Origin of the sequence: Methylobacterium sp. Leaf117 (genome assembly GCF_001422985.1) — a bacterium.
Lineage (GTDB): Bacteria > Pseudomonadota > Alphaproteobacteria > Rhizobiales > Beijerinckiaceae > Methylobacterium.
In genome coordinates this window covers 1-24,665 of the sequence record NZ_LMNL01000002.1, presented here as the reverse complement: position 1 = coordinate 24,665, position 24,665 = coordinate 1, and the positions used below count along the sequence as shown (strand labels likewise).

Annotated in this window: 20 protein-coding genes and 1 pseudogene; 9 read left to right on the top strand and 12 right to left on the bottom strand. The window is 70.1% G+C overall.

Annotated elements, in window-relative coordinates; translation table 11 throughout:
* Positions 1-26: 26 nt before the first annotated feature.
* Positions 27-623: a DUF1003 domain-containing protein gene (locus ASF57_RS03895; protein WP_056480308.1), complete on the bottom strand. Its 597-nt coding sequence runs from the start codon at positions 621-623 to the stop codon at positions 27-29.
* A 278-nt stretch (positions 624-901) separates the two neighbouring features.
* Between ASF57_RS03895 and ASF57_RS03890 the strand changes: the two genes are divergently transcribed.
* On the top strand, positions 902-1,762 hold the full coding sequence (locus tag ASF57_RS03890) for an alpha/beta hydrolase (protein ID WP_056480305.1): 861 nt from the start codon (positions 902-904) through the stop codon (positions 1,760-1,762).
* Between the two features lie 99 nt (positions 1,763-1,861).
* Complete coding sequence (locus tag ASF57_RS03885) at positions 1,862-2,572, top strand: hypothetical protein (protein ID WP_244476799.1); 711 nt, start codon at positions 1,862-1,864, stop codon at positions 2,570-2,572.
* Positions 2,573-2,617: 45 nt separating this feature from the next.
* Here the strand turns inward: ASF57_RS03885 and ASF57_RS03880 are convergent, their stop codons facing one another.
* Entirely contained in the window at positions 2,618-2,905 is a 288-nt protein-coding gene (locus tag ASF57_RS03880; RefSeq protein WP_056182738.1) for a hypothetical protein, read from the bottom strand.
* 258 nt (positions 2,906-3,163) lie between these two features.
* Here ASF57_RS03880 and ASF57_RS03875 point away from each other — a divergent pair, with 258 nt between their 5' ends.
* Complete coding sequence (locus tag ASF57_RS03875; protein ID WP_244476798.1) at positions 3,164-4,186, top strand: hypothetical protein; 1,023 nt, start codon at positions 3,164-3,166, stop codon at positions 4,184-4,186.
* Between the two features lie 22 nt (positions 4,187-4,208).
* On the opposite strand, the gene ASF57_RS03870 is transcribed toward ASF57_RS03875, so the two are convergent.
* Both ASF57_RS03870 and ASF57_RS03865 read right to left on the bottom strand, forming a co-directional pair.
* A complete protein-coding gene (locus ASF57_RS03870) occupies positions 4,209-5,024 on the bottom strand; it encodes an oxidoreductase (protein WP_056182735.1) in 816 nt (271 codons plus the stop codon).
* Between the two features lie 153 nt (positions 5,025-5,177).
* Complete coding sequence (locus ASF57_RS03865) at positions 5,178-8,216, bottom strand: FAD-binding and (Fe-S)-binding domain-containing protein (RefSeq protein ID WP_056480302.1); 3,039 nt, start codon at positions 8,214-8,216, stop codon at positions 5,178-5,180.
* A 227-nt stretch (positions 8,217-8,443) separates the two neighbouring features.
* On the opposite strand from ASF57_RS03865, the gene ASF57_RS03860 reads away from it, so the two are divergent.
* Entirely contained in the window at positions 8,444-9,490 is a 1,047-nt protein-coding gene (locus tag ASF57_RS03860; protein ID WP_056480298.1) for a threonine aldolase family protein, read from the top strand.
* A gap of 306 nt (positions 9,491-9,796) precedes the next feature.
* On the opposite strand, the gene ASF57_RS03855 is transcribed toward ASF57_RS03860, so the two are convergent.
* On the bottom strand, positions 9,797-10,540 hold the full coding sequence (locus ASF57_RS03855; RefSeq protein ID WP_056480296.1) for a GntR family transcriptional regulator: 744 nt from the start codon (positions 10,538-10,540) through the stop codon (positions 9,797-9,799).
* 271 nt (positions 10,541-10,811) lie between these two features.
* Here ASF57_RS03855 and ASF57_RS03850 point away from each other — a divergent pair, with 271 nt between their 5' ends.
* The 5 genes from ASF57_RS03850 (at position 10,812) to ASF57_RS03830 (ending at position 16,428) form a co-directional block, all read left to right on the top strand.
* Positions 10,812-11,987 (top strand): aminotransferase class V-fold PLP-dependent enzyme, encoded by a 1,176-nt coding sequence (locus ASF57_RS03850; RefSeq protein ID WP_056480290.1) that lies wholly within the window; start codon positions 10,812-10,814, stop codon positions 11,985-11,987.
* Positions 11,988-12,262: 275 nt separating this feature from the next.
* A complete protein-coding gene (locus ASF57_RS03845) occupies positions 12,263-13,585 on the top strand; it encodes an MFS transporter (protein ID WP_056480287.1) in 1,323 nt (440 codons plus the stop codon).
* A gap of 283 nt (positions 13,586-13,868) precedes the next feature.
* Positions 13,869-15,098 carry a CoA transferase gene (locus ASF57_RS03840; protein WP_056480284.1) on the top strand — a complete coding sequence of 410 codons (1,230 nt, stop codon included), beginning with the start codon at positions 13,869-13,871 and terminating at the stop codon, positions 15,096-15,098.
* Positions 15,095-15,880: an enoyl-CoA hydratase gene (locus ASF57_RS03835; protein ID WP_056182714.1), complete on the top strand. Its 786-nt coding sequence runs from the start codon at positions 15,095-15,097 to the stop codon at positions 15,878-15,880. The genes ASF57_RS03840 and ASF57_RS03835 overlap by 4 nt, the downstream gene beginning before the upstream one ends.
* A gap of 17 nt (positions 15,881-15,897) precedes the next feature.
* Positions 15,898-16,428, top strand: a complete 531-nt coding sequence (locus tag ASF57_RS03830; protein ID WP_056480281.1) for a gamma carbonic anhydrase family protein — start codon at positions 15,898-15,900, stop codon at positions 16,426-16,428.
* A 44-nt stretch (positions 16,429-16,472) separates the two neighbouring features.
* Here the strand turns inward: ASF57_RS03830 and ASF57_RS03825 are convergent, their stop codons facing one another.
* The 7 genes and pseudogenes from ASF57_RS03825 to ASF57_RS03795 all read right to left on the bottom strand — a co-directional run bounded on the left by ASF57_RS03825 (position 16,473) and on the right by ASF57_RS03795 (position 24,159).
* A complete protein-coding gene (locus ASF57_RS03825) occupies positions 16,473-17,867 on the bottom strand; it encodes a hypothetical protein (RefSeq protein WP_056480278.1) in 1,395 nt (464 codons plus the stop codon).
* A gap of 214 nt (positions 17,868-18,081) precedes the next feature.
* Positions 18,082-18,423, bottom strand: coding sequence for a monovalent cation/H(+) antiporter subunit G (mnhG, locus tag ASF57_RS03820; RefSeq protein ID WP_056182705.1), 342 nt, complete (start codon positions 18,421-18,423; stop codon positions 18,082-18,084).
* The gene (locus ASF57_RS03815) at positions 18,420-18,704 is read right to left on the bottom strand and encodes a K+/H+ antiporter subunit F (RefSeq protein WP_056480275.1); all 285 of its coding nucleotides are present in this window, start codon (positions 18,702-18,704) and stop codon (positions 18,420-18,422) included. Before ASF57_RS03815 ends, mnhG begins: the two co-directional genes overlap by 4 nt.
* Positions 18,705-18,717: 13 nt before the next feature.
* Positions 18,718-19,206, bottom strand: a complete 489-nt coding sequence (locus ASF57_RS03810) for a Na+/H+ antiporter subunit E (protein WP_056480272.1) — start codon at positions 19,204-19,206, stop codon at positions 18,718-18,720.
* The gene (locus ASF57_RS03805) at positions 19,203-20,804 is read right to left on the bottom strand and encodes a monovalent cation/H+ antiporter subunit D (protein ID WP_056480268.1); all 1,602 of its coding nucleotides are present in this window, start codon (positions 20,802-20,804) and stop codon (positions 19,203-19,205) included. The genes ASF57_RS03810 and ASF57_RS03805 overlap by 4 nt, the downstream gene beginning before the upstream one ends.
* Positions 20,805-20,899: 95 nt before the next feature.
* Positions 20,900-21,229: pseudogene (locus tag ASF57_RS03800) on the bottom strand (Na+/H+ antiporter subunit C); the annotation flags it as partial.
* A complete protein-coding gene (locus ASF57_RS03795; RefSeq protein WP_056480496.1) occupies positions 21,229-24,159 on the bottom strand; it encodes a monovalent cation/H+ antiporter subunit A in 2,931 nt (976 codons plus the stop codon). The pseudogene ASF57_RS03800 and the gene ASF57_RS03795, both read right to left, overlap by 1 nt.
* Positions 24,160-24,665: the final 506 nt, after the last annotated feature.

Sequence of the window (24,665 nt, the reverse complement as noted above, 5' to 3'; positions counted from 1 at the left end):
GGCTCGACCCAAGAGGTACCGGGACATCAGGTTCTGCCCGGCTGCGTCTCCGCGATGGTATCGAGGACCAGGTTGGGAGAGACATCCTGCTTGAGTTCGCCGACCTCCGCGTCCGCCTCCGTGGCGATGCCGAGATGATCCGTGATCGCCGACACCAGCGTGACCAGCTTCGTGACCTCATGCTCGGCCAGAAGTCCGATATGCAGATCGAGGTCGGCGCGCTTGTCGGCTGCGGCCGCCATGCGGTTCTGGCTGATCAGCACGAAGGTCGAGAGGAAGATCGCCTCCACCGATGCGGAAGTGCCGAGGATGACGAAGCTCGCATCCCATCTCGGTAGGACCGGCAGGAGGCCGGTGTTGATCAGCGTCCAGAGACCGAACACCACCACGTGTAGGACGACGAAGGGCATGCTGCCGGTGAAGCGGGTGATCGTCTCCGCGATCCGGTCCGCCGCGCTCGACCGGCGCTCCTCGGCCGCGCGCCGCTGCTGCAAGGCCTCGATGTTGCGCGCTAAGACCGGGGATAGGCCCGACGGTTGGGGCGGCCGGTAGGTCGGCCGCGCGGATTCCTCGAGGTCCTGCTGGCTGGAGGGAAGCTTTGGACGTCCAAAGGGTATCGGCATCGGGCGGGGCAGGAGGCTGGTGTTTCACGGCTGACCCGACTTTCAACCGCATCAGCCGGCAGCATGATCCCCTGACGGGAATTCGGCCTCGGCCGGGCCGGCTTTGCGACGAGCCCCTGGTTCATGGGCGAGCCCCATTTCGCCAGGAGCGAGGGGAGTTCGACAGGCGCGAGGGGAGAAAAAGCCGTCCGGGCGGCGTTGGCATCTCGTGGGCGAGGGATGCGCCGAGTGGCCGGTCGTTCCCCTCGCTTCTCCCTGACCCGAGGAGAGACGGCACCATGGCGCCGCGTGATCCGGATCTAAGCTTCTTGACCCTGCCCGACGTCACCCTGCAGGTCGCCACGGCAGGCCCTCGGGATGGAGCGCCGACGATCCTTCTCCATGGGTTTCCCGAGGCTTGGTTCGGCTGGCGCAATCAGATCAACGCCTTGGCAGCGTCAGGATTGCGCATCATCGTCCCCGATCAACGCGGATACAACCGGAGCAGCAAGCCTCGGCTTCTCTCGGCCTATCATCTCGACCGGCTCGCCGACGATGTCCTGGCGCTGGCGGACCATTTCGGCGCCGAGCAGGTTCAGGTGATCGGGCACGATTGGGGCGGGATCGTCGCCTGGTGGCTCGCCGCCCGTAACCCCGAGCGCATTCGTCGCCTCGTCATCCTGAATGCGCCCCATCCCGACGTGATCGGGGCCTATACGCGTCGACACCCGATCCAGGCACTCCGATCCTCGTACGTCGCCGCTTTCCAGATCCCTCGATTGCCGGAGGCAGCTCTTCGTGCGGGAAACTTCCGTGCCCTACGCCAGACCTTGCGTCTGACGAGCCGGCCCGGAACCTTCATCGAAGCGGATCTCGAACGCTATGCCGAGGCCTGGACACAGCGCGGTGCGCCAACGGGCATGCTGAACTGGTATCGGGCATTGCGCCTGAAGCGCCGGACGCAGGACGGGCCGATCGGCGTGCCGACACACATCCTCTGGGGCCGGAAGGATTTCGCCCTCTCGCCCGGCCTTGCCACGGAGAGTTTGGCCCGTTGCACGCAGGGCCAGCTCACCTGGTTTCCCGAGGCGACGCACTGGCTGCACCATGAGGCGATCGACGCCGTCAACGTGGCGCTCCGCGAATTCCTGACGCGCTGATCCGCCCGGTGCAGGCCCGCAATCCGGTTGACCTTCGGGTGGGATTCGGATGAGGCCCGTGCGAGCGCGGCCCGATGCCTGCGCGGACGGAGTTCAGCGTTGATCCCCTCGCCTCCCTGGGTCTCCATCGACACCAGCGCCATTCCGGGCACCAAGGCCCGGCTGACCCTTCTGCAACAGGGCGATGCCTACTCGATCCAGGTCGGGGATGCGGAGCTGATGACCAATCTGGATCGTCGCTCGGAACAGGCACTCGCCACGATCGCCTGCGAGCGGCTCCGGGATCGCCCTGCCCCGCGCGTCCTCATCGGTGGACTCGGCATGGGCTTCACCCTTCGGGCGGCGCTCGCCGCGCTTGGGCCGGAGGCGTGCATCGTCGTCGCCGAACTCATTCCCGCGGTGGTGACCTGGGCACGTGGCCCCCTCGCCCACCTCTTCGCGGGCAGCCTCGACGATCCCCGCGTCACAATCGTGGAGGAGGATGTGAACCGATTGATCCAGTCAGGACCGGAGCAGTTCGACGCCATCCTGCTGGATGTCGACAATGGCCCCTCGGGGATGACCCGGCGGGAGAATGACCGCCTGTATGATGCCTGGGGTCTCAAGCGAGCCCATTACGCCCTGCGGAAGGGCGGCATCCTGGGAGTCTGGTCGGGCAAACCGGATCGTCGCTTCAAGGCGCGCCTGCGCCTGCATGGATACGGGGTCGACGAGGTCCGGGTTCATGCCAAAGAGGGCAACGACGGGCCTCGTCACGTTCTCTGGATGGCGACGCGGCCCGAGGCGCCTCTGACCTTCGCGGCACCCTGACCCTGGGTCGGCCCGGCCTTCGATGAGGGCCGAGCCGACGTCGCATCAGTAGCTGTAGTTGCGACGCGGACCGGAGGCGGGCTGGCCGTAGCCCGTGCCGCGTGGCTCGACTCGCGAACCGTAATCGATCTCCCGCTGACGCCGCGCCTGACGGTTCGCCAGATAGCGACCGCCGAGGCAACCCGCGACCGCACCGACGACGCCGCGCTCGGCGAGGTAGTGCCCGGCGATCCCGCCGATGATGGCGCCCTTGATGCACCCCTTGGCTTCCGCCGCCCCGACGCTGCCGAAGGTGAGAAGGGCGAGGGCCGACGCTGTCGCAATGATCCGCATGGTGAAACTCCTGGCTGCTGTGTCGAAGAAACAGCCTTGCCCCTGCGCCGTTCCCCGGGTCGATACGGCAGCGCGCGCGGGAATCCGGGCCCCTCCCCGCGGGGAGCGACGGCTGTGATGCTGCGGGGTTAATCCCGGAAAATTCACATTTCCTGCATCTGTGTCCAGGCGGCCGCAGGCAACATAAGCCGAAGCGTATCTAAGGTGCCGGCAGTTGCCGGACCGTCATCGGGTTGTGCGACGCCACGGGGTTTCTCAATGATGACATCGCGTTACACGCGTCCGGTCGGGGTTTTGCTCGGGCTGATTGCGGCGGTCTTGGCCAACGTCTCCGCGCATGCCGTCCAGGCTTCCGGGACTGCGGAGCGAGCGGGGTCGAAGCCTTCGGGCACGTCTCCGAAAACCGATGGCACGGCCAAGACCGGAGCGGATTCCGGTGCTGGCGACGACAAAGCCGCGAAGGAGGTCGATACCGAACATCTGTTCGGCTTCACCGAGGGCGCCGATACGGGCGAGAAGGGCGAGCAGGAGGTTGTGGTCGATACGGTGTCCCGGCTGGGCAAGCGGCCGGCCGGTCCCGGCCGGGGCCGCTACCGCGTTCTCGACACCAAGCTCGGCTATCAGTTCGATCCGATGGACAAGTTGAGCATCGAGATCGGAGCCTTCGGCAACCTTCGAAACGTCCGCAACATCACCGACCTCGACGACAAGTCCTACGGCACCTTCGATGGCATATCCGTCGAAGTGAAATATCAGTTTCTCAAGAGCAGCAAGGAGCAGCCCCTGGGCCTCGCCCTCGAAGTGAGGCCCCGGTTTGCCCGCGTGCTGCCGATTGAGGGCAACGGAGCCGACATCTTCGACATCGAGAGCGTGCTGCAACTCGATGTCCAGGTGGTGCCGGACAAACTCTGGTACGGCAGCAACATCAGCTTCGAGCCGGCGGCCGGGCGCCAGCGCGGCGTCGGGGCATCCGGCTATCGCTCGTCCACCTTCCTCTGGTCGAACGCCCTTGTGGCGCGGGTCGGGGACAGCACCTATCTGGGGCCGGAAGTCCGTTACCTGCGGGGCTATAACGGCACGTTTCTCAACGACTTGGAGAGCCAGGCGGTCTTCGTCGGCCCGGCCCTCCATCACCGCTTCACCGAGAAGACCTGGTTCACCTTGGCCTATGCCGGACAGGTCTGGGGCCGGGACAGGGATTCGACCCTGGCCAGTCGCGGCCTGGGCCTGAACCAGTTCGAGCGGCACAACCTTCGGGTTAAATTCGGCATGGAATTCTAGATCCCGCGGCGGCGTCCGGCGCTCAGTTCGGCAGACCCATCTGCTTACGCAGGCTCTTGTCGAAGAGGTGGGCCGGCGCGAAGCGGCGGAGCAGGCTCACCTGACGGGCGACCTTCCCGGCGGTGTAGCGGCGGCGGGGCACGGCTGCGGCGGCGGCCTCAACCACTGTTCGGGCGACGACCTCCGGGGCGTCGGCGGTCGCCATCACGGTCCGCAGCATCGTGTCCGCACCGGCGCGGGCCTCTGCGTAGATGCTCAGTTGTGCATCGGGCACGACCAGGTTCTGGTTGAAGGACGTCCGGGTATAGGCGGGTTCCACCAGGACGACGCGGATGCCTTGGCCACGGATCTCATGGTCGATGGATTCCGAATAGCCTTCCAACGCATGCTTGCTCGCGGCGTAGAGCGCCATGTAGGGCGCCGGTACCAAGCCGAGGACGGAACTGATGTTGACGATGCGGCCACTCTTCTGGGCGCGCATGGTCGGCAGGACCGCCCGAATGGTGCGGATGACGCCGAACAGATTGACGTCGAAGAGCGTCTGCGCCTGCGCGACCGAGGATTCCTCGGCGCCGCCGCTGATGCCGTAGCCGGCATTGTTGACGAGGAGATCGATCCGGCCGGTCTCGTCCAGAACGGTGCGGACCATGGCGGCCACGGAGGCTTCGTCGGTTATCTCGCAGGTGAGCAGGGTGCCGGCATCTCCCAGGGCGGCGCCGGGCCGCCGGCTCGTCCCGAACACCCGATAGCCGGCGGCCTGCAGGGCCCGAACGGTGGCGAGGCCGATGCCCGAGGAGGCTCCGGTGACGATGGCGGTCTTCTGGATGGCTTGGCCCATGGCGCTCTCCTGGCAGGGCCAACCTGTCGGCCTGTCCCTTTATAAATGACGTATATAATTTAAAATGGCAAGCGGAGCCGCGTGCTGCGCCGCACGTCTGCGCCCGTTCAGGCTCTCGTCAGCTGAGTTTCCGTCGCGTCTGCGGCGCGCGCTTCAGGGTGAAATCGCGGGATTGCAGACCCGTGTATTCCCCGAGGGTCGCGTCGAGGTCGCGCGGGCTTCGTCGAGGACGCGGGCCACATGACGTGCGTCTCGGCCGAGACCGTCGTGGATCTGGTGCCGGCAGCTGGTTCCGTCCGCGACGACGAGATCGTCGGGACCAGCGGCCCGGAGGGCCGGGAACAGCGACAGCTCGGCCATGGCCAGGGACACGTCGATGGTGTCGGCTCCGTAGCCGAAGGCACCCGCCATGCCGCAGCAGCTCGACTCGATCACCCGGACGTCGAGGCCCGGCACCGCTCGCAGCACGGTCTCGACGGCGCCCATCGCGCCGAAGGCCTTCTGGTGGCAATGGCCGTGGAGATGGGCGACCCGGCCGCCCTGATCGGCGAGGGGCAGGTCGATTCGGCCGGCCTGGAGGTCGGCGGCCAGCAGCTCCTCGAACAGCAGGCTGGCCCGTCCGAGTTCGGCCGCCTCGGGTCCGGGCAGGAGCGAGGCGAACTCGTCCCGGAAGGTGAGCAGGCAGGACGGTTCGAGGCCGACGATCCGGGCGCCGGCCCGGACATAGGGCAGCAGCGCCGTGAGCGTCCGCCGCGCTTCGGCCCGGGCCCGGTCGGTCTGGCCGGAGGCGAGGTAGGTCCGGCCGCAGCAGAGCGGACGGCGTCCGCGATGCGGGAAGACCCGGTGCAGGCGATAGCCGGCGGCGAGCAGAACCCGCTCGGCGGCCTCCAGGTTCTCGCGCTCGAAGGCCCGGTTGAAGGTGTCGCCGAACAGGACGATGTCGCGAAAATCGCCGGTGACGTCGGAGGGATGGGCGGGCTCGCCCGATTCGCGCCAGGGCCGGCGCCATTGCGGCAGCGTCCGGCGCGCCGAGAGGCCGACCAGCCGCTCGGACAGGCGGGCCAGGGCCGGCAGGCGGTCCCGCAGGTTGAGAAGCGGGGCCAGCCGGGCGGCCGTGCTGGCGTAGAGCGGCAGCGCCGCCACCAGGCGCTCCTTGAGGGGCAGGCCGTGCCGGGCATGGTAATGGTGCAGGAACTCGATCTTCATCTTGGCCATGTCGACGCCGGTCGGGCACTCGCGCCGGCAGGCCTTGCAGGAGACGCAGAGGTCCAGGGTCCGCTTCATCTCCGGACCGGTGAAGGCGTCCGGTCCGAGCTGGCCCGAGATGGCGAGCCGCAGGGAATTGGCCCGGCCCCGGGTCAGGTGCTGCTCCTCCTTGGTGACGCGGTAGGACGGGCACATGGCGCCGCCGGCGAGCTTCCGGCAGGTGCCGTTGCTGTTGCACATCTCGACGGCGGGGCCGAAGCCGCCCCAGTCGGACCAGTCGAGGGCCGGCACGGTCGGCTCGGTCACGGCGTAGCCCGGCTGGAAGCGCATCAGCGACCGGTCGTCCATGCGCAGCGGCCGGACGATCTTGCCGGGGTTGAGGCGGTTGTCCGGGTCGAATCCGTCCTTCACCGCCTCGAAGGCGCGGGTCAGGCGCGCCCCGAACATCGGCTCGATGTACTCCGAGCGCGAGATGCCGTCGCCGTGCTCGCCGGAATAGGAGCCCTTGAAGCGCCGGACCGCGGCGCTGGCCTCCTCGGCGATGGAGCGCATCTTGGCGACGTCGCCGCCCTGCTTCATGTCGAGGATCGGGCGGACATGCAGGCAGCCCACCGAGGCGTGGGCGTACCAGGTGCCGCGGGTGCCGTGCCGGGTGAACACCGCGGTGACGGCGTCGGTATAGTCGGCCAGGTGCTCCAGGGGCACCGCGCAATCCTCGATGAAGGAGACCGGCTTGGCGTCGCCCTTCATCGACATCATGATGTTGAGGCAGGCCTCGCGCACCTCCCAGACGGATCTCTGCCGGACCGGTTCGGGCACCTCCACGACGGCGCCGGTGAAGCCATGATCGCTCATGCAGGCGTCGAGGCGCTTCAGGTCGGCCAGGAGCGTCGCCCGGTCGTCGCCGGCGAATTCCACCAGCAGCAGGCAGTTCGGGGTGCCGCGGGTGATGTCGGCGAGCGTGGTGCGGAACAGCGGAATGTCGGCGCCCAGCACCAGGACGTTGTTGTCGACCAGTTCGACCGCCACGGGATCGAGGTCCACCAGCGCCTTCGTGGTCTCCATGGCGGCGCGGAAGGACGGAAAATGGCAGACGCCCATGACCCGGTGGGCGGGCAGCCGCGACAGCTTCAGGGTGACGCTGGTGGTGGCCGCCAGCGTGCCCTCCGAGCCGACGAGCAGGTGGGCGAGGTTCGGCCGCGGCTCGATCAGGGCGTCGAGGTTGTAGCCGCCGACCCGGCGCTGGACCTGCGGGAAGCGGGCCAGGATTTCCGCGCGCTCCGACTCGGCCAGCGCCCGCATGGCGGCGGCCAGGGACTCGGCGCGGCCCGAGCCTGTCACGCCTGAACCGATCACGCCGAGACCTGTTACGCCGAGACCTGTTACGCCCGTGCTGTCGTTTCCGGTCGGCCCGAAGCCGAACGGAACCCCGTCGTGGAACAGGGCCTCCATGGCGAGGACGTTGTCGCTCATCTTGCCGAAGCGCAGCGAGCGCGCACCGCAGGAATTGTTGCCCGCCATGCCGCCGATGGTGCAGCGGGTCGCCGTGGAGGGCTCGACGGGGAAGAACCAGCCGTCGGCCTTCACCTGGCTGTTGAGCTGTTCCAGCACGATGCCGGGCTCCACCGTGACGGTGCCGGCCTGCGGATCGTAGGCGCGTATGCGGTTGAAGTGGCGCGAGCAGTCGACCACCAGCCCGCGCCCGATCGGCTGGCCGTTCTGCGAGGTGCCGCCGCCGCGCAGGATGACGGGCACGTCGTGCTCGGCCGCGATCTTCAGGGTGGCGGCGATGTCGGCGGCGGAGCGGGGCAGGACCACGCCGGCCGGGACGATCTGGTAGATCGAGGCATCGGTGGCGTAGCGTCCGCGGGTGAAGGCGTCGAAGCGCGCCTCTCCTTCCAGCGCCTCGGCCAGCCGCCGGGGCAGCCCGGCATTCCGGCGGGTGGCGGCGCGCGGCGCGACGAAGGGCTCAGCCGTGGCGGTCATGCATCGGGTCCTCGCGCGGGGCCGGTGGGCCTCCGCGCCGCGAGACGGGGGGAAGGCAAGACGGGGGAAGGCAAGACGGGGGAAGGCAAGACGAAACGAAGGCGAGTCGGAGAACGCCCGGGGGAACGGGTCCAAGACCCGATGCGTCCGAGGCCTGACAGGGTGGCGGCCCGCCGCGATGCGGATAAGATAACCCGCAAAATCTGCATGCAAAATAGGGGGGCACCATGATCGACCTGTACAGCGACACCCAGACGCGGCCGACGCCGGGGATGCGGGCCGCGATGGCGGCGGCCGAGGTCGGCGACGAGCAATCGGATTCCGATCCGACCACCCTGGCTCTGTGCGCGCGGGTGGCGGACCTGCTCGGGCAGGAGGCCGGCGTGTTCATGCCCTCCGGCACGATGTGCAACCTCGTGGCGATCCTGGTGCAGACCCGGCCCGGCGACGAGATCATCGTCGATGACCAGTCTCACATCTACAACACCGAGGCCGCCGGCTCGGCGGCGATCGGCGGCGTGTCCGTGGCGGCGCTGAAGACCCCGGCGGGGGTCTACACGCCGGAGGCGTTCGAGGCCGCGATCCGGGTTCCGGCTCGCACCGCGCCGCGCTCGGCCCTGGTCTCGATCGAGCAGACCACCAGCTTCTCGGGCGGCTCGGTCTGGGATCTGGCCGATATGCGGCGCATCCGCGACATCGCCAAAACCCGTGGGCTCAAGGCCCATATCGACGGGGCCCGCCTGCTGAACGCCGTGGCGGCCACGGGCATCGCCGCGAAAGCCTATGCGGAGGGTTTCGACAGCGCCTGGATCGACCTGAGCAAGGGGCTCGGCTGCCCGGTCGGTGCCGTCCTGTGCGGCGACCGGGACTTCATCACCCAGGCCTGGCGCTGGAAGTACCGCCTCGGCGGCGCCATGCGCCAGTCCGGCATCCTGGCGGCGGCGGGGCTCTACGCGCTCGATCACCATGTCGACCAGCTGGCCCGCGACAACGCCCACGCGGCCCTGCTGCGCGACCGGATCGCGGGCGCGCCGGGCCTCGCCATCGCGGCCGGGGCGGCCCAGTCCAACATCCTGTGCTTCTCGGTGGCGCCCCTCGGGGTCACGGCCGCCCGTTTCGCCGAGGCCTGCCTGGCGCAGGACATCCGGGTCCGGGCGATCGGCGCCCACGAGATCCGCGCCACCACCCATCTGGAGGTCGACGAACCCGGAATCCTCCGGGCGGCGGACGTGATCCGGGCCGAGGCCGAACGGCTGTCGGCCCTGCGGGGCTGACACGGGGCTCGCTCGCGCGATTCGGAGACGGGTCTGGCCGCAGCGCGGGGTCCGCGCACCCCCTCTCCCGGTCGCTGCGCGACCACCCTCCCCCGCAGAGGGGGATGGGTCGACCCGTGCCGGGACGAGACCCTCGCGGGGTCTGCGAGATCGAGGCGTGGACGCGATGACCTCTGGGGAGGAGCGTCGTTCGGGGCCGGGTTTCGCCAACCCGGTCGTGTTCTGCCCATCCGGGTCCATCGACCGGACGCGGTCCGAACCCTCACCGAGCAGGATGACCGCCAGGGCAACCGCCATCGCCCCGGGTCAGCCCTCGGTCGCGTCGGGGGCGGGGGCGGCTTCGCGGACGGCAGCGGCCTTGCGCTTGTTGCGCAGGTGCCGGAACAGGATGTCGCTCAGCTCATGGCCGGCCCGCCGGTGCAGGGCGTCGAGGATCTCCTCGTGCTCGCGCATCGCCTCGCCCCACCGGTCCCGGTTCTGGTCGAGATTGGCCGAGTAGCGCACCCGGCGCAGGCGGCCGGCGAAGTTGGCGTAGGTGGTGGCCAGGGGCTCGTTGTCGGCGGCGCGCACGATGCGGTCATGGATCGCTTGGTTGCAGGCGAAGTAGCCGTGCAGGTCCCGGCGCAGGTACGACGCGTACATCTCGTGGTGCAGGCGCTCGATCTCCGCATAGGCCGCGTCGCTGATCTTCTCGCAGGCAAGCCGGCCGGCCAGGGCCTCGAGGCCGCCCATCACGTCGAAGAGCGCCACCATCTCGTCGGCGCCGAGCTGGCGCACCCGGGCGCCCCGGTTCGGCAACAGATCGATCAGCCCCTCGGAGGCCAGCACCTTCAGGGCTTCGCGCAACGGGGTGCGGGAGATGCCGAAGCGCTCGCACAGCAGGCGCTCCGGCACCCGGGCGCCGGGCGCCAGGTTCCCCTCCACGATGTAGTCGCGCAGGTTGGCCAAGAGCGTGCCGTGCAGGGAGGCGACGGCGAGGATTGGCAGTCCCGTGGGCGCGGCGGCGGCGCCCGCGTCGGTCGCGGGATCCGGGGCGGACTCAAGCATCATCGTTCCAGATTTATCAGCCCGAAGCGGCGGGGTCGAGCGGAACCGTTCGCAAAATAGTGCTTGTGCGTTCGAAAAATGAATGCAAATTTCGGGGCAACGCAATTGAAACCGGGGCTCGTCGCCGACAATCGCGCGCTGCGTTCCGGCACCGCGCAGGATTTCCGGCACCGTTCTGGTCCTCGGGACGGTCCGGCACCGCCGGTCGGACCGGTTCCGCCTCGGACCCGGACTTCCCCGTCGCCTGCTCCCCAATCGCCCTGCGAGGCCCGCGATGACGACACGCACCGGACGCCACTTCCTGCACATCCCGGGGCCGAGCCCCGTGCCCGAGCGCGTCCTGCGCGCCATGGACATGCCGGTGATCGACCATCGCGGGCCGGATTTCGCCAAGCTCGGCCGGGCGGTTCTGGAAGGTGCCCAGGCGGTGTTCCAGACCCGCGCCCCGGTGATCCTGTATCCGGGCTCGGGCACGGGGGCCTGGGAGGCCGCCATCGTCAACACGCTCTCGGCCGGCGACCGGGTGCTGATGTTCGAGACCGGCCACTTCGCCACCCTGTGGCGCCAGATGGCGGCCCGCTGGGGCATCGAGGTCGAGTTCATGCCCGGCGACTGGCGCCGCGGCGTCGACCCGGCCCGGGTCGAGGCCATCCTGGCCGAGGACCGCGCGAAGTCGATCAAGGCCGTGATGGTGGTCCACAACGAGACCTCCACGGGCGTGACCAGCCGGATCGCCGAGATCCGCAAGGCCATCGACCGGGCCAACCACCCGGCCCTGTTCCTGGTCGACACGATCTCGGGTCTCGGCTCGGCCGAGTACGCTCACGACGCCTGGGGCGTCGACGTCTCGGTGAGCTGCTCGCAGAAGGGCCTGATGCTGCCGCCCGGCCTCGGGCTCGTCGCCCTGTCGGACCGGGCGCTCGCCGCCACGAAGACCGCGACGCTGCCGCGCTCCTACTGGGACTGGCAGGAGATGCTCAAGCCGAATGCGGCCGGATACTTCCCCTATACGCCGGCCACCAACCTGCTCTACGGCCTGCGCGAGGCCATCGCCATCCTGATGGAGGAGGGCCTGCCCGAGGTCTTCGCCCGCCACCAGCGCCTTGCGGCCGCCACCCGTGCCGCCGTCGAGGCCTGGGGCCTCGAGGTCCTGTGCCAGGAGCCGTCGGAATACTCGCCGGTGCTCACCGCCGTGGTGATGCCGCAGGGCCACGACGCCGACGCCCTGCGCAACCTGATCCTCGACAAGTACGACCTGTCCCTCGGGACCGGGCTCGCCAAGGTCGCCGGCAAGGTCTTCCGCATCGGCCATCTCGGCGAGACCAACGACCTCATGCTGATGGCGGCCCTGTCCGGCGTCGAGATGGGCCTGAAGGCGGGCGGCGTGCCGCACACGCGCGGCGGCGTGCTGGCGGCGATGGATGCGCTCCGTTCCGGCCTCGACGACTGAACAACACCTCCGGCGGACCCGACAGACCGTCATTCCGGGGCGCCGAAGGCGAGCCCGGAATCCAGGTCCGCCGACGGTGCCGGACGCGATCGAACCTACGGTTCTGGATCTCGGGCTCCGCTGCGCGGCCCCGGGATGACGAAGGGCCTGGGACGAAGACTTCGTAAAACTGAAAGCCCCTAACGCCAGCCGATTAAACCGATCCTGCGTGCCCCCGCAAAAAAGCCCGGCGATCAGACCGGGCGGGGTGTCGCGTTCAACTGGAGGAAACCCCGATGACGCCAGCAACTGGACGCGTCTCCGCGTCAGTCCCTGCCAAACGACGCGTCTCCGCGTCGAACATGGTCCTGTTCCTGCTGTGCCTGATGTACTTCGTCACCTATCTCGACCGGGTGAACATCGCGACGGCGGGCGGCGAGATCATGAAGGATCTCGGGATGTCGAACACTCAGTTCGGCCTGATCCTCTCCGCCTTCGCCTACCCCTACGCCATTTTCCAGGTCATCGGCGGCTCGGTCGGCGACAAGTTCGGCGCCCGCCGGACCCTGCTGGTCTGCGGCCTGATCTGGGCCTCGGCGACGATCCTCACGGGTCTCGTCGGCGGCCTGATCAGTCTGTTCCTCGCCCGCGTGCTGCTCGGCTTCGGCGAGGGCGCGACCTTCCCGACCGCCACCCGCGCCATGCAGAACTGGACCGCGCCGGGCAAGCGCGGCTTCGCCCAAGGCATTACCCACGCCTTCGCGCGGCTCGGCAACGCGGTGGCGCCCCCCATCGTCGCCTTCCTGATCTACCAGTTCGGCTGGCGCATCGGCTTCGTCATCCTGGGCGTCGCGAGCTTCGCCTGGGTCGTCGTCTGGTACGCGTATTTCCGCGATGACCCCAAGGACCATCCGGCGATCACGCCGGAGGAACTCGCGGTGCTGCCGCCGCCGAGCAAGGTCGGCGCCAAGCAGACCGTGCCCTGGGGCCGCCTGACCCGGCGCATGCTGCCGGTGACGGTGACCTATTTCTGCTACGGCTGGACCCTGTGGCTGTTCCTCGGCTGGCTGCCGAGCTTCTTCAAGCTGAATTACGGCCTCGACCTGAAGAACTCGGCCCTGTTCGCCTCGGGGGTGTTCTTCGCCGGCGTCGTCGGCGACACCCTCGGCGGCGTCTTCAGCGACCGCATTCTCAAGAAGACCGGCAACCTCAAGCTGGCCCGGCTCAGCGTCATCGTGGTCGGCTTCCTCGGCGCGGCCGCGAGCCTCACCGGCGTGTTCTTCACCCGCGACCTGACCCTGGTGGCGCTGCTGCTCAGCTCGGGCTTCTTCTTCGCCGAGCTGGTGATCGGCCCGATCTGGTCGGTGCCGATGGACATCGCACCGAAATATTCGGGCACGGCCGCCGGCCTGATGAACACCGGCTCGGCGGTGGCGGCGATCATCTCGCCGATCGTCTTCGGGATGATCGTCGACATGACGGGAAGCTGGACCCTGCCCTTCGCCGGCTCCATCGGCCTGTGCCTGCTCGGCGCCGGCCTCGCCTTCACCATGCACCCCGAGCAGCCCTTCGTGGAGGCGCCGGAGGTGCCTCTGGGGCGGGTCGTGCCGGCGGAGTAGCGGGCGTTCCCGTTTCCCCACGGCTGGCGCTGTGCTCGTCGGAAACCCAGGCGCAGCACCACGTCATCCCGGGGCCGCGCAGCGGAGCCCGAGCTCGAGAGCCGCCGACGGCGTCAGATCCGGCACCACCCGAGTGTCTGGATTGAACGCCTCCAGCGCGCCGGAATGACGGCGTGGTGCCCGGCGAGCGAGGCGAGGAAATGCGGGCGGACTTTGCCGCCGTCAGCGACATTCCAGCCGGCGGGCTGCGCCCGATTCCGGCACAACACAGGAACCCGGCACGATGGACCAAGCCGTGCACGACACCCTCACCCCGCGCCCCCTGCCCCTCGCGGGCCTGCGCGTCCTCGACGTGACGCAGGTGATGGCCGGTCCGGTCTGCAGCATGCTGCTGGCCGATCTCGGGGCCGACGTGATCAAGGTCGAGCCGCCCGGCACCGGCGACCAGACCCGGGGCGCCATGGGGTTCAAGATGAAGGGGCCCGACAGCATGGGCTTCCTCAACATGAACCGGAACAAGCGCAGCCTCGCCCTCAACCTGAAGAGCCCGGCCGGGCGCGACCTCCTGCTCGACATGGCCGAGACCGCCGACATCGTGGTCGAGAACTACCGCCCCGGCGTCATGGCCCGGCTCGGCCTCGGTTACGAGGCGATGCGGGCGCGCAATCCGGGCCTGATCTATGCCAGCATCTCGGGCTTCGGACAGTCGGGTCCCTGGGCCAAGCGCCCGGGCTACGACCTGATGGCCCAGGCCATGTCCGGCGTGATGAGCGTCACAGGCCATCCCGGCGGGCCGCCGGTGAAGGCCGGCGTGCCGGTGGCGGATATCGGCTGCGCGCTGTTCGCGGTCTATGGCATCCTCAGTGCGTATATCGGCCGGCAGGTCAGCGGCGCGGGCCAGTACATCGACGCGTCGCTGTTCGACTCGGCCCTGGCCTTCTCGATCTGGGATACGAGCGAATACTGGGGCACCGGCCGGATTCCGGAGCCGCTCGGCACCGCCAACCGCATGAGCGCGCCCTATCAGGCGGTGCGGGCGGCGGACGGCTACTTCGTCATGGGGGCGACCAACCAGAAGCTCTGGCGCCTGCTCTGCGACGTGCTCGGGCGCGAGGACCTTCTGGCCGACGAACGTTTTCGCGACATCGCCGGGCGGCTTGCCCACCGGGAGGCCCTGATCGCCGCGCTGGAGACGAGCTTCGCGGCCAGGAACGCCGAGGATTGGGTGAGCGATCTGCTCGCCGCCGGCATCCCGGCCGGGCGCATGAACACCTACCCGGAGGCCTTCGAGAGCGAACACGGCCGCCATCGGCAGATGCGGATCGAGGTGCCGCACCCGATCGAGGGCAGCGTTCCGAATATCGGCTTCCCGGTGAAGCTCTCGGGCACGCCCGCCGAGGTGCGCCGGCACGCGCCGCTGCTCGGCGAGCACACCGACGAGGTCCTGCGCGAGTTCGGGCTGACCAGCGAGGCGATCGCGCGCCTGCGCGACGACGGGGCCTTCGCCGCATGACCCGCCCCGCCGATGACGGCGCGGTCCGCTACCGGGTCGAGGGCGGCGTCGCCCATCTCACCTTCGACCGCCCGTCCGCCCGCAACGCGATGACGTTTGCGATGTACGAGGCCCTCGCCGAGGCCCTGGGGCGGATCGAGGCCGACCCGGCGGTGCGGGTCGCCGTGCTGCGCGGCGCCGGCGGCAAGGCCTTCGTGGCCGGCACCGACATCGAGCAGTTCGTTGGGTTCACGGGACAGGACGGCGTCGCCTACGAGGCCCGCATCGACGGCTACATCGCCGGTCTGGAAGCCGTCCGGGTGCCGACCGTGGCGGTGATCGAGGGCTTCGCGGTGGGGGGCGGCCTCGCCATCGCCAATGCGTGCGACATCCGGATCGCCGAGGCCGGGGCGCGCTTCGGCGTGCCGATCGCCCGGACCCTGGGCAATTGCCTGTCGCCCGCCAACCTGCGCCGCCTGACCGCGACCCTCGGCCCGAGCCTCGTCGCCCGCATGTTGCTGCTGGCCGAGATGCCGAGTGCCGAGACCCTGGCGCCGCTGGGCTACCTCGCCGCCGTGGTGGCGCCGGACGCCCTCGAGGCGGAGGTCGCCGGCATCTGCGACCGGCTTCTCGGCCATGCCCCCGTGACCCTGCGGGTGACCCGTGCGATGCTGCGCCGCCTCGCCCGGGACGCGGAAGCGGACGCGACCGACCTGATCGCCGAGTGCTACGGCAGCCGGGATTTCGCCGAGGGCGTCGAGGCCTTCCTGGCCCGGCGGCCCGCCGCCTGGACGGGCACCTGAACCCGGATCGGATCGCCATGACCCTCTACGCCCTCGGCCCCCATCACCCGCAGCTCGCCGAGGCGGGCCGCGTCTGGATCGCGCCCGGGGCGCACGTGATCGGGCAGGTCCATCTCGGCCGCGACGTCTCGATCTGGTTCGGCGCCACCCTGCGGGGCGACAACGACACCATCCGGATCGGCGACCGCTGCAACATCCAGGACGGTGCGGTGCTGCATGTCGATCCCGGCTTTCCCCTCGATCTCGGCGACGACGTCACCGTGGGGCACCGCGCCATCGTGCATGGCTGCACGATCGGGGCCGGCACCTTGATCGGCATGGGCGCCACGATCCTCAACGGCGCCCGCATCGGCCGCAACTGCCTCGTCGGCGCCAACGCGCTGGTGACCGAGGGCAAGGAATTTCCCGACAACAGCCTGATCGTCGGCGCCCCCGCCCGGGTCGCCCGGACCCTCGATGAGGCCGCCGCCGCCCGGCTCGCCCGCACGGCCGAGAGCTACGTCGCCAACGGGCGCCGCTACCGCGAGGAGCTTCGCGCGCTCGACTGACACGCCCGCTCGACGAACGGGTGCGCCCGCGCAGCACGCCGGCGTCAGTGTCGGGCGAGCGCCGCCTTCAGGCGCACGGGATCGACCCGCGTCAGCACCACCTCGCTCGATCCGTCGCCCGCGAAGCTCGCGAAGGCGAAGCGGCCCTGGTCGTCCCAGGCATCCGAGCCCGTGTGGACGTTGAGCCGCTCCAGGCGGGGATCGAGGTCGGCGAGGCTGCACAGGCGGGTCGCGGCGCCCGTCGCGAGGTCGACTTCGTAGAGCGAGGACGGCCCTGTGCCCGGGACGTAGCTGGTCACCGCCGCATAGGCCGTCCGGCCGTCGGGGGCGACCTGGAACATCCAGAAGAAGCTGGCGGTCCAGTCGAGCGTCACCCGGCCGAGGGCGGTCCAGGTTTCGGGCGTCCCCGCCGCGGCCTCGGTGAAGCGGTAGAGGTAGCCCTTGTCGTCGGCGGCGTAGCAGAGCCCGCGCGCGGGCAGGCAGCGGCCGACCTCCAGGGCGCGCGGCGCCTGCAGGGCGAAGTCCGGCCGCGCCACCATGCCCTGCTGGGAATCGTAGCTGTAGAGGTGGCCGTAGATGGCGGGGTCGTGCGCCGGCCCGGTGAGCGGGTTGCCGGCCGAGAAGTAGAGGCGCCCGCGCGCATTGGTGAACATGAAGCGGCCGGTATAGACGAAGGGGCGATCGTAGGCGGCGGGCCGCCCGAGAGACGCGGTGGTGCCGGCGGCGACGTCGTAGCGGACGATCTCGGCGGTCGGCACCACCGCGCCGTAGATCACGTTGCGCGCGGGATCGCCGGCCAGCGTCACCAGGCTGCCATGCGGCAGGCCGGTGCCGCCCGGCTCGGCGGCGCTGAGGTCGGTGAAGCGGGCCGTGGCCGGGTCGTAGGCGTAGAGGTGGAAGCCGCGCCGGTCGCGGTAGCCGTCGTCCAGGGTCGAGCGGTCCATGGTGCCGACATAGACCTTGCCGCCGAACCACAGCGGCCGGGTGTGGAACTTCTCGGCGGTCTCGCCGGGCTTCCAGTTGCCGGCGGCTTCCGAGGCGGACCGGGCATCGCCGGCGAGCCGCAGCATGTCGCTGCCGGCCGGCAGGCGGTACAGGGCCGCGTTGGTGCGGTGGTCCATTCCGGCGACGTAGAGGTCGCCGTTCGGGGCCGAGCCCGTCGCGTGCCAGCTCTGGGTCGGGTGCAGCCCGTTCGGCGTGTCCGGCAGGGTCCAGAGATGGACTCCGTCGAGGCGCCCGGCGATCCCGGATGTCGCGATTTCATTTGGGGCGACTTCGGCTGGGGCGATCTGGGCAGGCGCGCGGTTGGCCGGGGTGGAGTCCGGCTGGGCGGGAGCCGACGCGGCCGGCGCGGCCAGGGCGGGGGCGGGACGCGTGTTCGCGGCGAGGAGTCCCGCGAAAGCGAGCCCCAGGGCGGCGGTGACGGCATCGAGGCGCATGCGGGGGGGCTCTCCGGGACGGGACGAACGCGCTGTCCGAACGGGGTGTCGGGGCCTTTGTCGAAATCCGGCTGTCGGTATCTGGGTGGCGGGATCTGGGTGTCGAGATCTGGGTATCGCGGCGTTGGGCGCCGGGTTTGCCGACGGACCCTGATCCACCCGGAAGGTGGCGGCATCCGGGCGCCGTCCGGGCGGGTGCCGGAGCCCTGCCGGATTAGAGTTCGGGCGGCGCGCCGGGATTGCCCTCGTGGCGGTCGCGCTGGGCGGCGGCCCGGGCGAGGACCAGGAGGGTGACCGGGGTCGTGATGGTGAGAAAGATGCCGATCAGGGCATCGCGCAGGACGAGGCGCCCCTCGATCAGCGACAGCAGCACCATCGAACTCGTCAGGATCAGGGCCATGCCCAGGGTGGCACCGAGCGTCGGCGCGTGGACGCGCTCGTAGAACGTCCGCAGGCGGATGAGGCCGAGGGCACCGGTCAGCGAGAAACCGGCGCCGGTGATCGCCAGCGCGACCACCAGCCAGGCCGCCCAGACGGGCAATGCCGCGCCGGTCACTGGATCACCTCGCCCTGCATCAGGAACTTGGCCAGCGCCACCGTGGCGGTGAAGCCGACCATGCCGAGGATCAGCGCCGCTTCGAAGTAGAGGCCGCTGCCGGTCCGCATCCCGTGGACGACGATCGCCAGCATCCCGTTGAGGTAGAGGGTGTCGAGGCCGAGGATCCGGTCCTGCGCGCGCGGGCCGCGCAGCATCCGCCAGGCGGCGATGGCCATCGCCAGCACCAGCATTCCCTGCGCGAGGCCGAGCCCCCCATCGAGCACCGCGATGGCCGTCATGCCGGAAACTCCATCAGGAAAAGATCGTCATGAGAGGGCGCTCGTAGCGGTCTTTGACCCGCCGCACCCATTCGTCCCCGCCGGTCTCGTCGAGTACGTGCAGGAGCAGGCTCCCGCTCTGGGAATCGTACTGGACCCAGAGCGTTCCGGGCGTGCCCGTCAGGATGATCGACAGCGCCGCGAGTCCGAAGGGATCGCGCAGGTCGAGGGGGATCGTGACGAAGCCGGTCCGTCGCTCGCCGCGGCGGAGCCCGAGGATGATCCTGGCGACGTCGATGTTCGAGCGCACCATGTCGTAGACCACGAGTCCGGCAAGCCGCACGAGGGTGCCGGGCGCGCGCACCCGGACCGCCGGGGGACGTAAGGCCCGCATCACGGCGGGAACCGCCAGGCCGACGAGGAGCGCCAGCACGGCGCTTCCCGGGGTCAGCGGTGCGTTCAGCAGGAGCCAGGTCAGGGCGAGGCCGAGCGACAGCCAGGGATAGGGCAGCAGCCGCGTCACGATCCGGCGCCCTCCTGGTTGCCGAGCACGGCCTGGATGTAGGCCTGCGGCTGCGCGAGCCAGCGCACGGTCTCGTCCGCGTAGGCGAGGGCCGGACCGCCCCAGAGGGCGAGCGCCATGCAGGCCGCGAGCAGCCCGGCCAGGGCCGCGAACTCGGTGGGATGCAGCACCGGCGGCGGGTCGTCGCTCGGAACCCAGAGGGTGAGGATGCCGAGGCGCACCAGCGGCATCAGGGTGCCGAAGCTCGACAGCGTCAGGGCGGCGATCAGGGCCCAGGCCGAGGCCGTGATCGGGCCGGCGGCCAGCCCCGTGAACAGCGCGAGCTTGCCCACGAACCCGGCGAGCGGCGGAAGGCCGGCCAGCATCAGCGTGCAGACCACGAAGCCGCAGCCCAGGATCGCCACCGCCGCCGGAAACGCCCGGCCGATCTCGGTCGCGTCGGCGTCGTCGAAGGGATCGCGGTACTCGTCCGCGAACACCGCCTGCCGGGCGTCGCCCGGGTCGCGGCCGCGTTGCAGGATCTCGGCCAGCAGGAACAGGGCGGCGGCCGCCAGCGTCGACCCGAGGAGGTAGTACAGCGCTCCCGCCAGCGCCCGGTCGCCTCCGGTGCCGAGGGCGGCCAGCACCGTGCCGGACGAGATCATCACCGCGTAGCCCGCCGCTCGGGTGAGGTCGCGGGCGGCCAGCAGGCCGATGGTGCCGTACGCCATGGTCGCCAGCCCGGCGGCCAGCAGCCAGGTCTGTCCGAATCCCTGCGAGGTCCCGGCGCCGAACAGCAGCAGGCTGAGGCGGACCACCACGTAGATGCCGACCTTGCTGAGGATCGCCAGGATCGCGGCCGCCGGCGCGCTCGCCGCCGCATAGGTCGTCGGCAGCCAGAACCCGAGCGGCCAGGCGCTGCACTTGATCAGGAAGGCGATGCCCAGCACGGCGCAGCCGATCTCGAACAGGGCCGGTTCGGTCGCCGGGCCGGCGAGCCGACGGGCGAGGTCGGCCATGTTGAGCGTCCCCATGGTGCCGTAGATCAGGCTGACGCCGACGAGGAAGAACAGCGAGGCGACGAGGTTCACCGCGATGTAGCCGAGCCCGGCCCGAATGCGGACCTCGCCCGAGCCGTGCAGGACGAGGCCGTAGGAGGCGGCCAGCATCACCTCGAAGAACACGAACAGGTTGAACAGATCGCCGGTGAGGAAGGCGCCGTTGACGCCCATCAGCAGCAGCAGGAACAGGCCGTGAAAGCGCGGCCCGGCCCGGCCCCAGCGGGCGAAGGAGAACACCAGGGCGCACAGGCCGAGCACGCTGGCCAGCGCCAGCATCAGGGCCGAGAGCCGGTCCGCCACCAGCACGATGCCGTAGGGCGCGGCCCAGTTGCCGAGGCGGTAGACCTGCGCGCCGGCCTCGACGCGCCCGACCAGCACGAGGGCGATGCCGAGCAGGACCAGCACCGTGCCGAGGCTCAGGGCCGCCTTCAGGCGGCGCCGACGCTCGTCCAGCAGGAACATCAGGCCCGCCACCGCGATCGGCAGCACGACCGGCAGCACCACGAGATGATCCGACCAGGCGGTGTCGGCGGAGGCAGTCAGGATTGCGGGACTCATGATTGCGGAAATTTCGGGAGTGGGAAGTCCTGCTGCGGGAAGTCCTGCTGCGGGAAGTCCGGCTGCGGGAAGTCCGGCTGCGAATCGGCCTGATGCGGCTCGCGACCGTCCACGTGGTCGCTGCCGGTGATGCCGCGGGCGGCGAGCAGGACGACGAGGAACAGGGCTGTCAGCGCGAAGCTGATCACCACGGCGGTGAGGACCAGGGCCTGCGGCACCGGATCGTCGACGGAGACGACCTCCGCGCCTGCCCCGAGCACCGGCGGCGCCCCGACGGTGAGCCGGCCCATGGCGAAGATGAACAGGTTGACGGCGTAGCTCAGGAGCGAGATCCCGAGCACGACCTGGAACGTCCGCGGCCGCAGCATCAGCCAGATGCCGGAGGCGGCGAAGACGCCGATTCCCAGCGAGAGCACGATTTCCATCAGGCAATCTCCCTCTCGGCGGCCCGTTCGGCCTCGGCCTCGACGGTGCGGGTGCGGCGCAGGGACTGGTGCGCCAAAGCGACCAGCATCAGGGCGCTCGCCCCCACCACCAGGACCATGATGCCGAGATCGAACAGCAGCGCGCTCGCCACCGGTACCTTGCCGAGCAGCGGCGGCTCCCAATAGGCGAAGAAGGCGGTGAGGAAGGGGCGCCCGAACAGCCAGGAGCCCGCTCCGGCCAGGACGGCGACCAGCAGGCCGATGCCGATCCAGGAAATCGGCTGGATGCGCAGGCGCGCCTCCACCCACTCGGCCCCTTGCGCCATGTATTGCAGCATGAACGCGATGGTGAGCGTGATGCCGCCGGCGAATCCCCCGCCCGGCAGGTCGTGCCCGCGCAGGAACAGGTGCAGGGCGAGCAGGACGATGAAGGGGAACAGCCACGTCATCACCACCCGGGGGACGAGGAGCGCGTCGGCGGCGGTGTCGCCGGGGCTGCGTCCGGCGCGGGCGGCGTCGTAGGCGTCGTGGCTGACCTGCTGCCGCGGCCGCTCCAGGCTGTCGGCGGCGGGGCGGAAGCGGCGCAGCAGGGCGAACACCGTGAGGCCGACGATGCCGAGGACGCAGATCTCGCCCAGGGTGTCGAAGGCCCGGAAATCGACCAGCAGCACGTTGACCACGTTGCGCCCGCCCGCCTTCGGGTAGGCCTCCTCCACGAACCAGCGGGCGATGCCGTCGACCGCCGGCCGCGTCATCACCGCGTAGGCGAGGCCCGCGAGGCCGAGCCCCGCGACGGCGGCGATGCCGAAATCGACGATGCGCCGGCGCCGGGCTCGCGCCGTTTCGGAGGCCGGGACCCGGATCGCCGCGTCGCGCTTCGGCAGCCAGCGCAGGCCGAGCAGCAGCATGACGGCGGTGACGATCTCGACCAGGATCTGGGTCACGGCGAGGTCGGGGGCGGACAGCCACAGGAAGGTCAGGCAGCTCACCAGCCCGGCGCCGCCGACGAAGATCGTGGCCGACAGGCGATGGTACTTTGCCCGCTCCGCCGCCCCGATCGCGCAGGCCGCGCCGACGAGCCACATCAGCGCGAAGGCGGGATCGAACGCCGTGCTGCGGCCGGGCGCGAACAGGTCGAGGCCCCGGACGGCCCCCGCCGTCGCGGCCGCCAGCAGCACGGTGAGGAAGAGGATGCGCAGCTGCACCTGGAGGCGCTCGCTGCCGAGGTGGCGCTCCCAGTGGCGGGCGCCGAGGACGAGGCCGGTCATCGTCCGCTCGAACAGGCGGCCGCCGTCGAGGCGGTCCATCAGCCAGGGACCGCCCCGGGGATTGGCGTTGATCCGCCGCCCGAACGCGCGGTAGAGCGCCACCCCGCCCACCAGGGCGACGATGCTGAGGGCCAGCGGCGCATTGAAGCCGTGCCAGATCGCGAGGTCGTAATCGGGCGTGCGCTCGCCGAGCACCGACCGGACCGCGCCGGCCAGCAGCGGACCGATGGTGAGGTTGGGCACGAGGCCGATGGCGATGCAGACCAGCACGAGCAGTTCGATCGGGATGCGCATCCACCGCACCGGCTCGTGGGGGGCGTGCGGCAGGTCGTGCGGCGCCGGGCCGAAGAACGTCTGGCGGATGAAGCGCACCGAGTAGAGCATGGTGAAGGCGCTCGCCAGGGTCGCCAGCACCGGCAGGGCGAGGTTCAGCAGGTGCTCGCCGGCATTGTCGACCGCCTCCGCCAGGAACATCTCCTTCGACAGGAAGCCGTTGAGAAGCGGCACGCCCGCCATCGCGGCGGCGGCCACCATGGCCAGCGTCGCCGTGTAGGGCATCGCCCGCCACAGGCCGCTGAGGCGGCGCATGTCCCGCGTCCCGGTCTCGTGGTCGATGATCCCGGCCGCCATGAACAGCGAGGCCTTGAAGGTGGCGTGGTTCACCGTGTGGAAGATCGCCGCCACCACCGCCAGCGGGGAATCGAGCCCGAGCAGCAGGGTGATCAGCCCGAGATGGCTGATCGTGGAATAGGCCAGCAGGCCCTTGAGGTCGTGCTGGAAGATCGCGCTCCAGGCGCCCACCAGCATGGTCACCATGCCGGCGGTGCCGACGATCCAGTACCAGCTCTCGGTGCCGGCCAGCACCGGCCAGAGCCGGATCATGAGGAAGATGCCGGCCTTCACCATGGTGGCCGAGTGCAGGTAGGCGCTGATCGGCGTCGGCGCCGCCATCGCGCGCGGCAGCCAGATGTGGAACGGGAACTGGGCCGATTTGGTGAGCGCGCCGGCCAGCACCAGCACCAGGGCGGGCAGGTATAGCGGGCTCCGGCGGATCGTGTCGCCCGAGGCGAGCACCACGGCGAGGTCATAGCTGCCGACGATCTGGCCGATCAGCACCATGCCGACGAACAGGCAGAGCCCGCCGGCCGCCGTGATGGTGAGCGCCATCCGCGCCCCGTCGCGCGCCGACGCGTTGTCGGTCCAGTAGCCGATCAGCAGGAACGACACGATGCTGGTCAGCTCCCAGAACACCACCAGCTGGATCAGGTTGCCGGCGAGCACGATGCCCAGCATCGCGCCCACGAAGGCGAGCAGGTAGCTGAACAGGCGCGGCACCGGGTCTTCGGCGGCCATGTAGTAGCGCGCATAAAGCACCACGAGCGCGCCGATCCCCAGCACCAGAACGGCGAAGAGCCAGGACAATCCGTCGAGCCGCAGGACGAAGCGGACGCCGAGCGTCGGCAGCCAGTCCACCGTCCAGGCGACGGTGCCGGAGCCGGCGATCTCCGGATACAGGAGCCCGATGCAGACGAGGGACACCACCATGACGAAGCCGGCCAGGATCGCGGCGGCGTTGCGCGCCTGTCCGGGCAGACAGATCGCGACCACGCTGCCGAGGAAGGGCAGGATCGCGGCGGTGGCGAGAAGGAGGTGTGGCGGCATCAGCTCGGGCAATGGCAGGCGCGGTCGGACACGGGCAATCCCTTCGGCGGCACGCTCCTGAGGGGTGCCCGCCTGCCTGAGGGGGACCCGCCTGGATTGGAGGGGAGCGCCATCCTCGATACGGAGGTCGGCAGGGTGAAGCGGCGGCAGCGCGGACACACGCCACGGTCGGTATAGCCAGGGACGGGCGCAGTGGCGAGCGCTGACCGCACGAGGCTTCATGAGCGCTCGCACTGGCCTTCCAGCGGCTTGGCCGCGGGTGCGGCAGGGCTCACGCCCTCTTCGACCGGTCTTGGCCGAGATTGAGCAATCTTGCTGCAGGATCTCCGCGCTTCACGCGCTGCTGATTGCCTGGAGACCCGCCTCGACCTGCCGGCCAACAACCTCGCCCTGGTGTTTTCGCCGGAGCTGGTGTTGGCCCGGAGCTGATGGGTCGCCGGGGCCGACGCGAACAAGAACCCCGCCGCGGCGCGAGCCGGGCGGGGTGTCGAGGTGCGGGTCGGGTC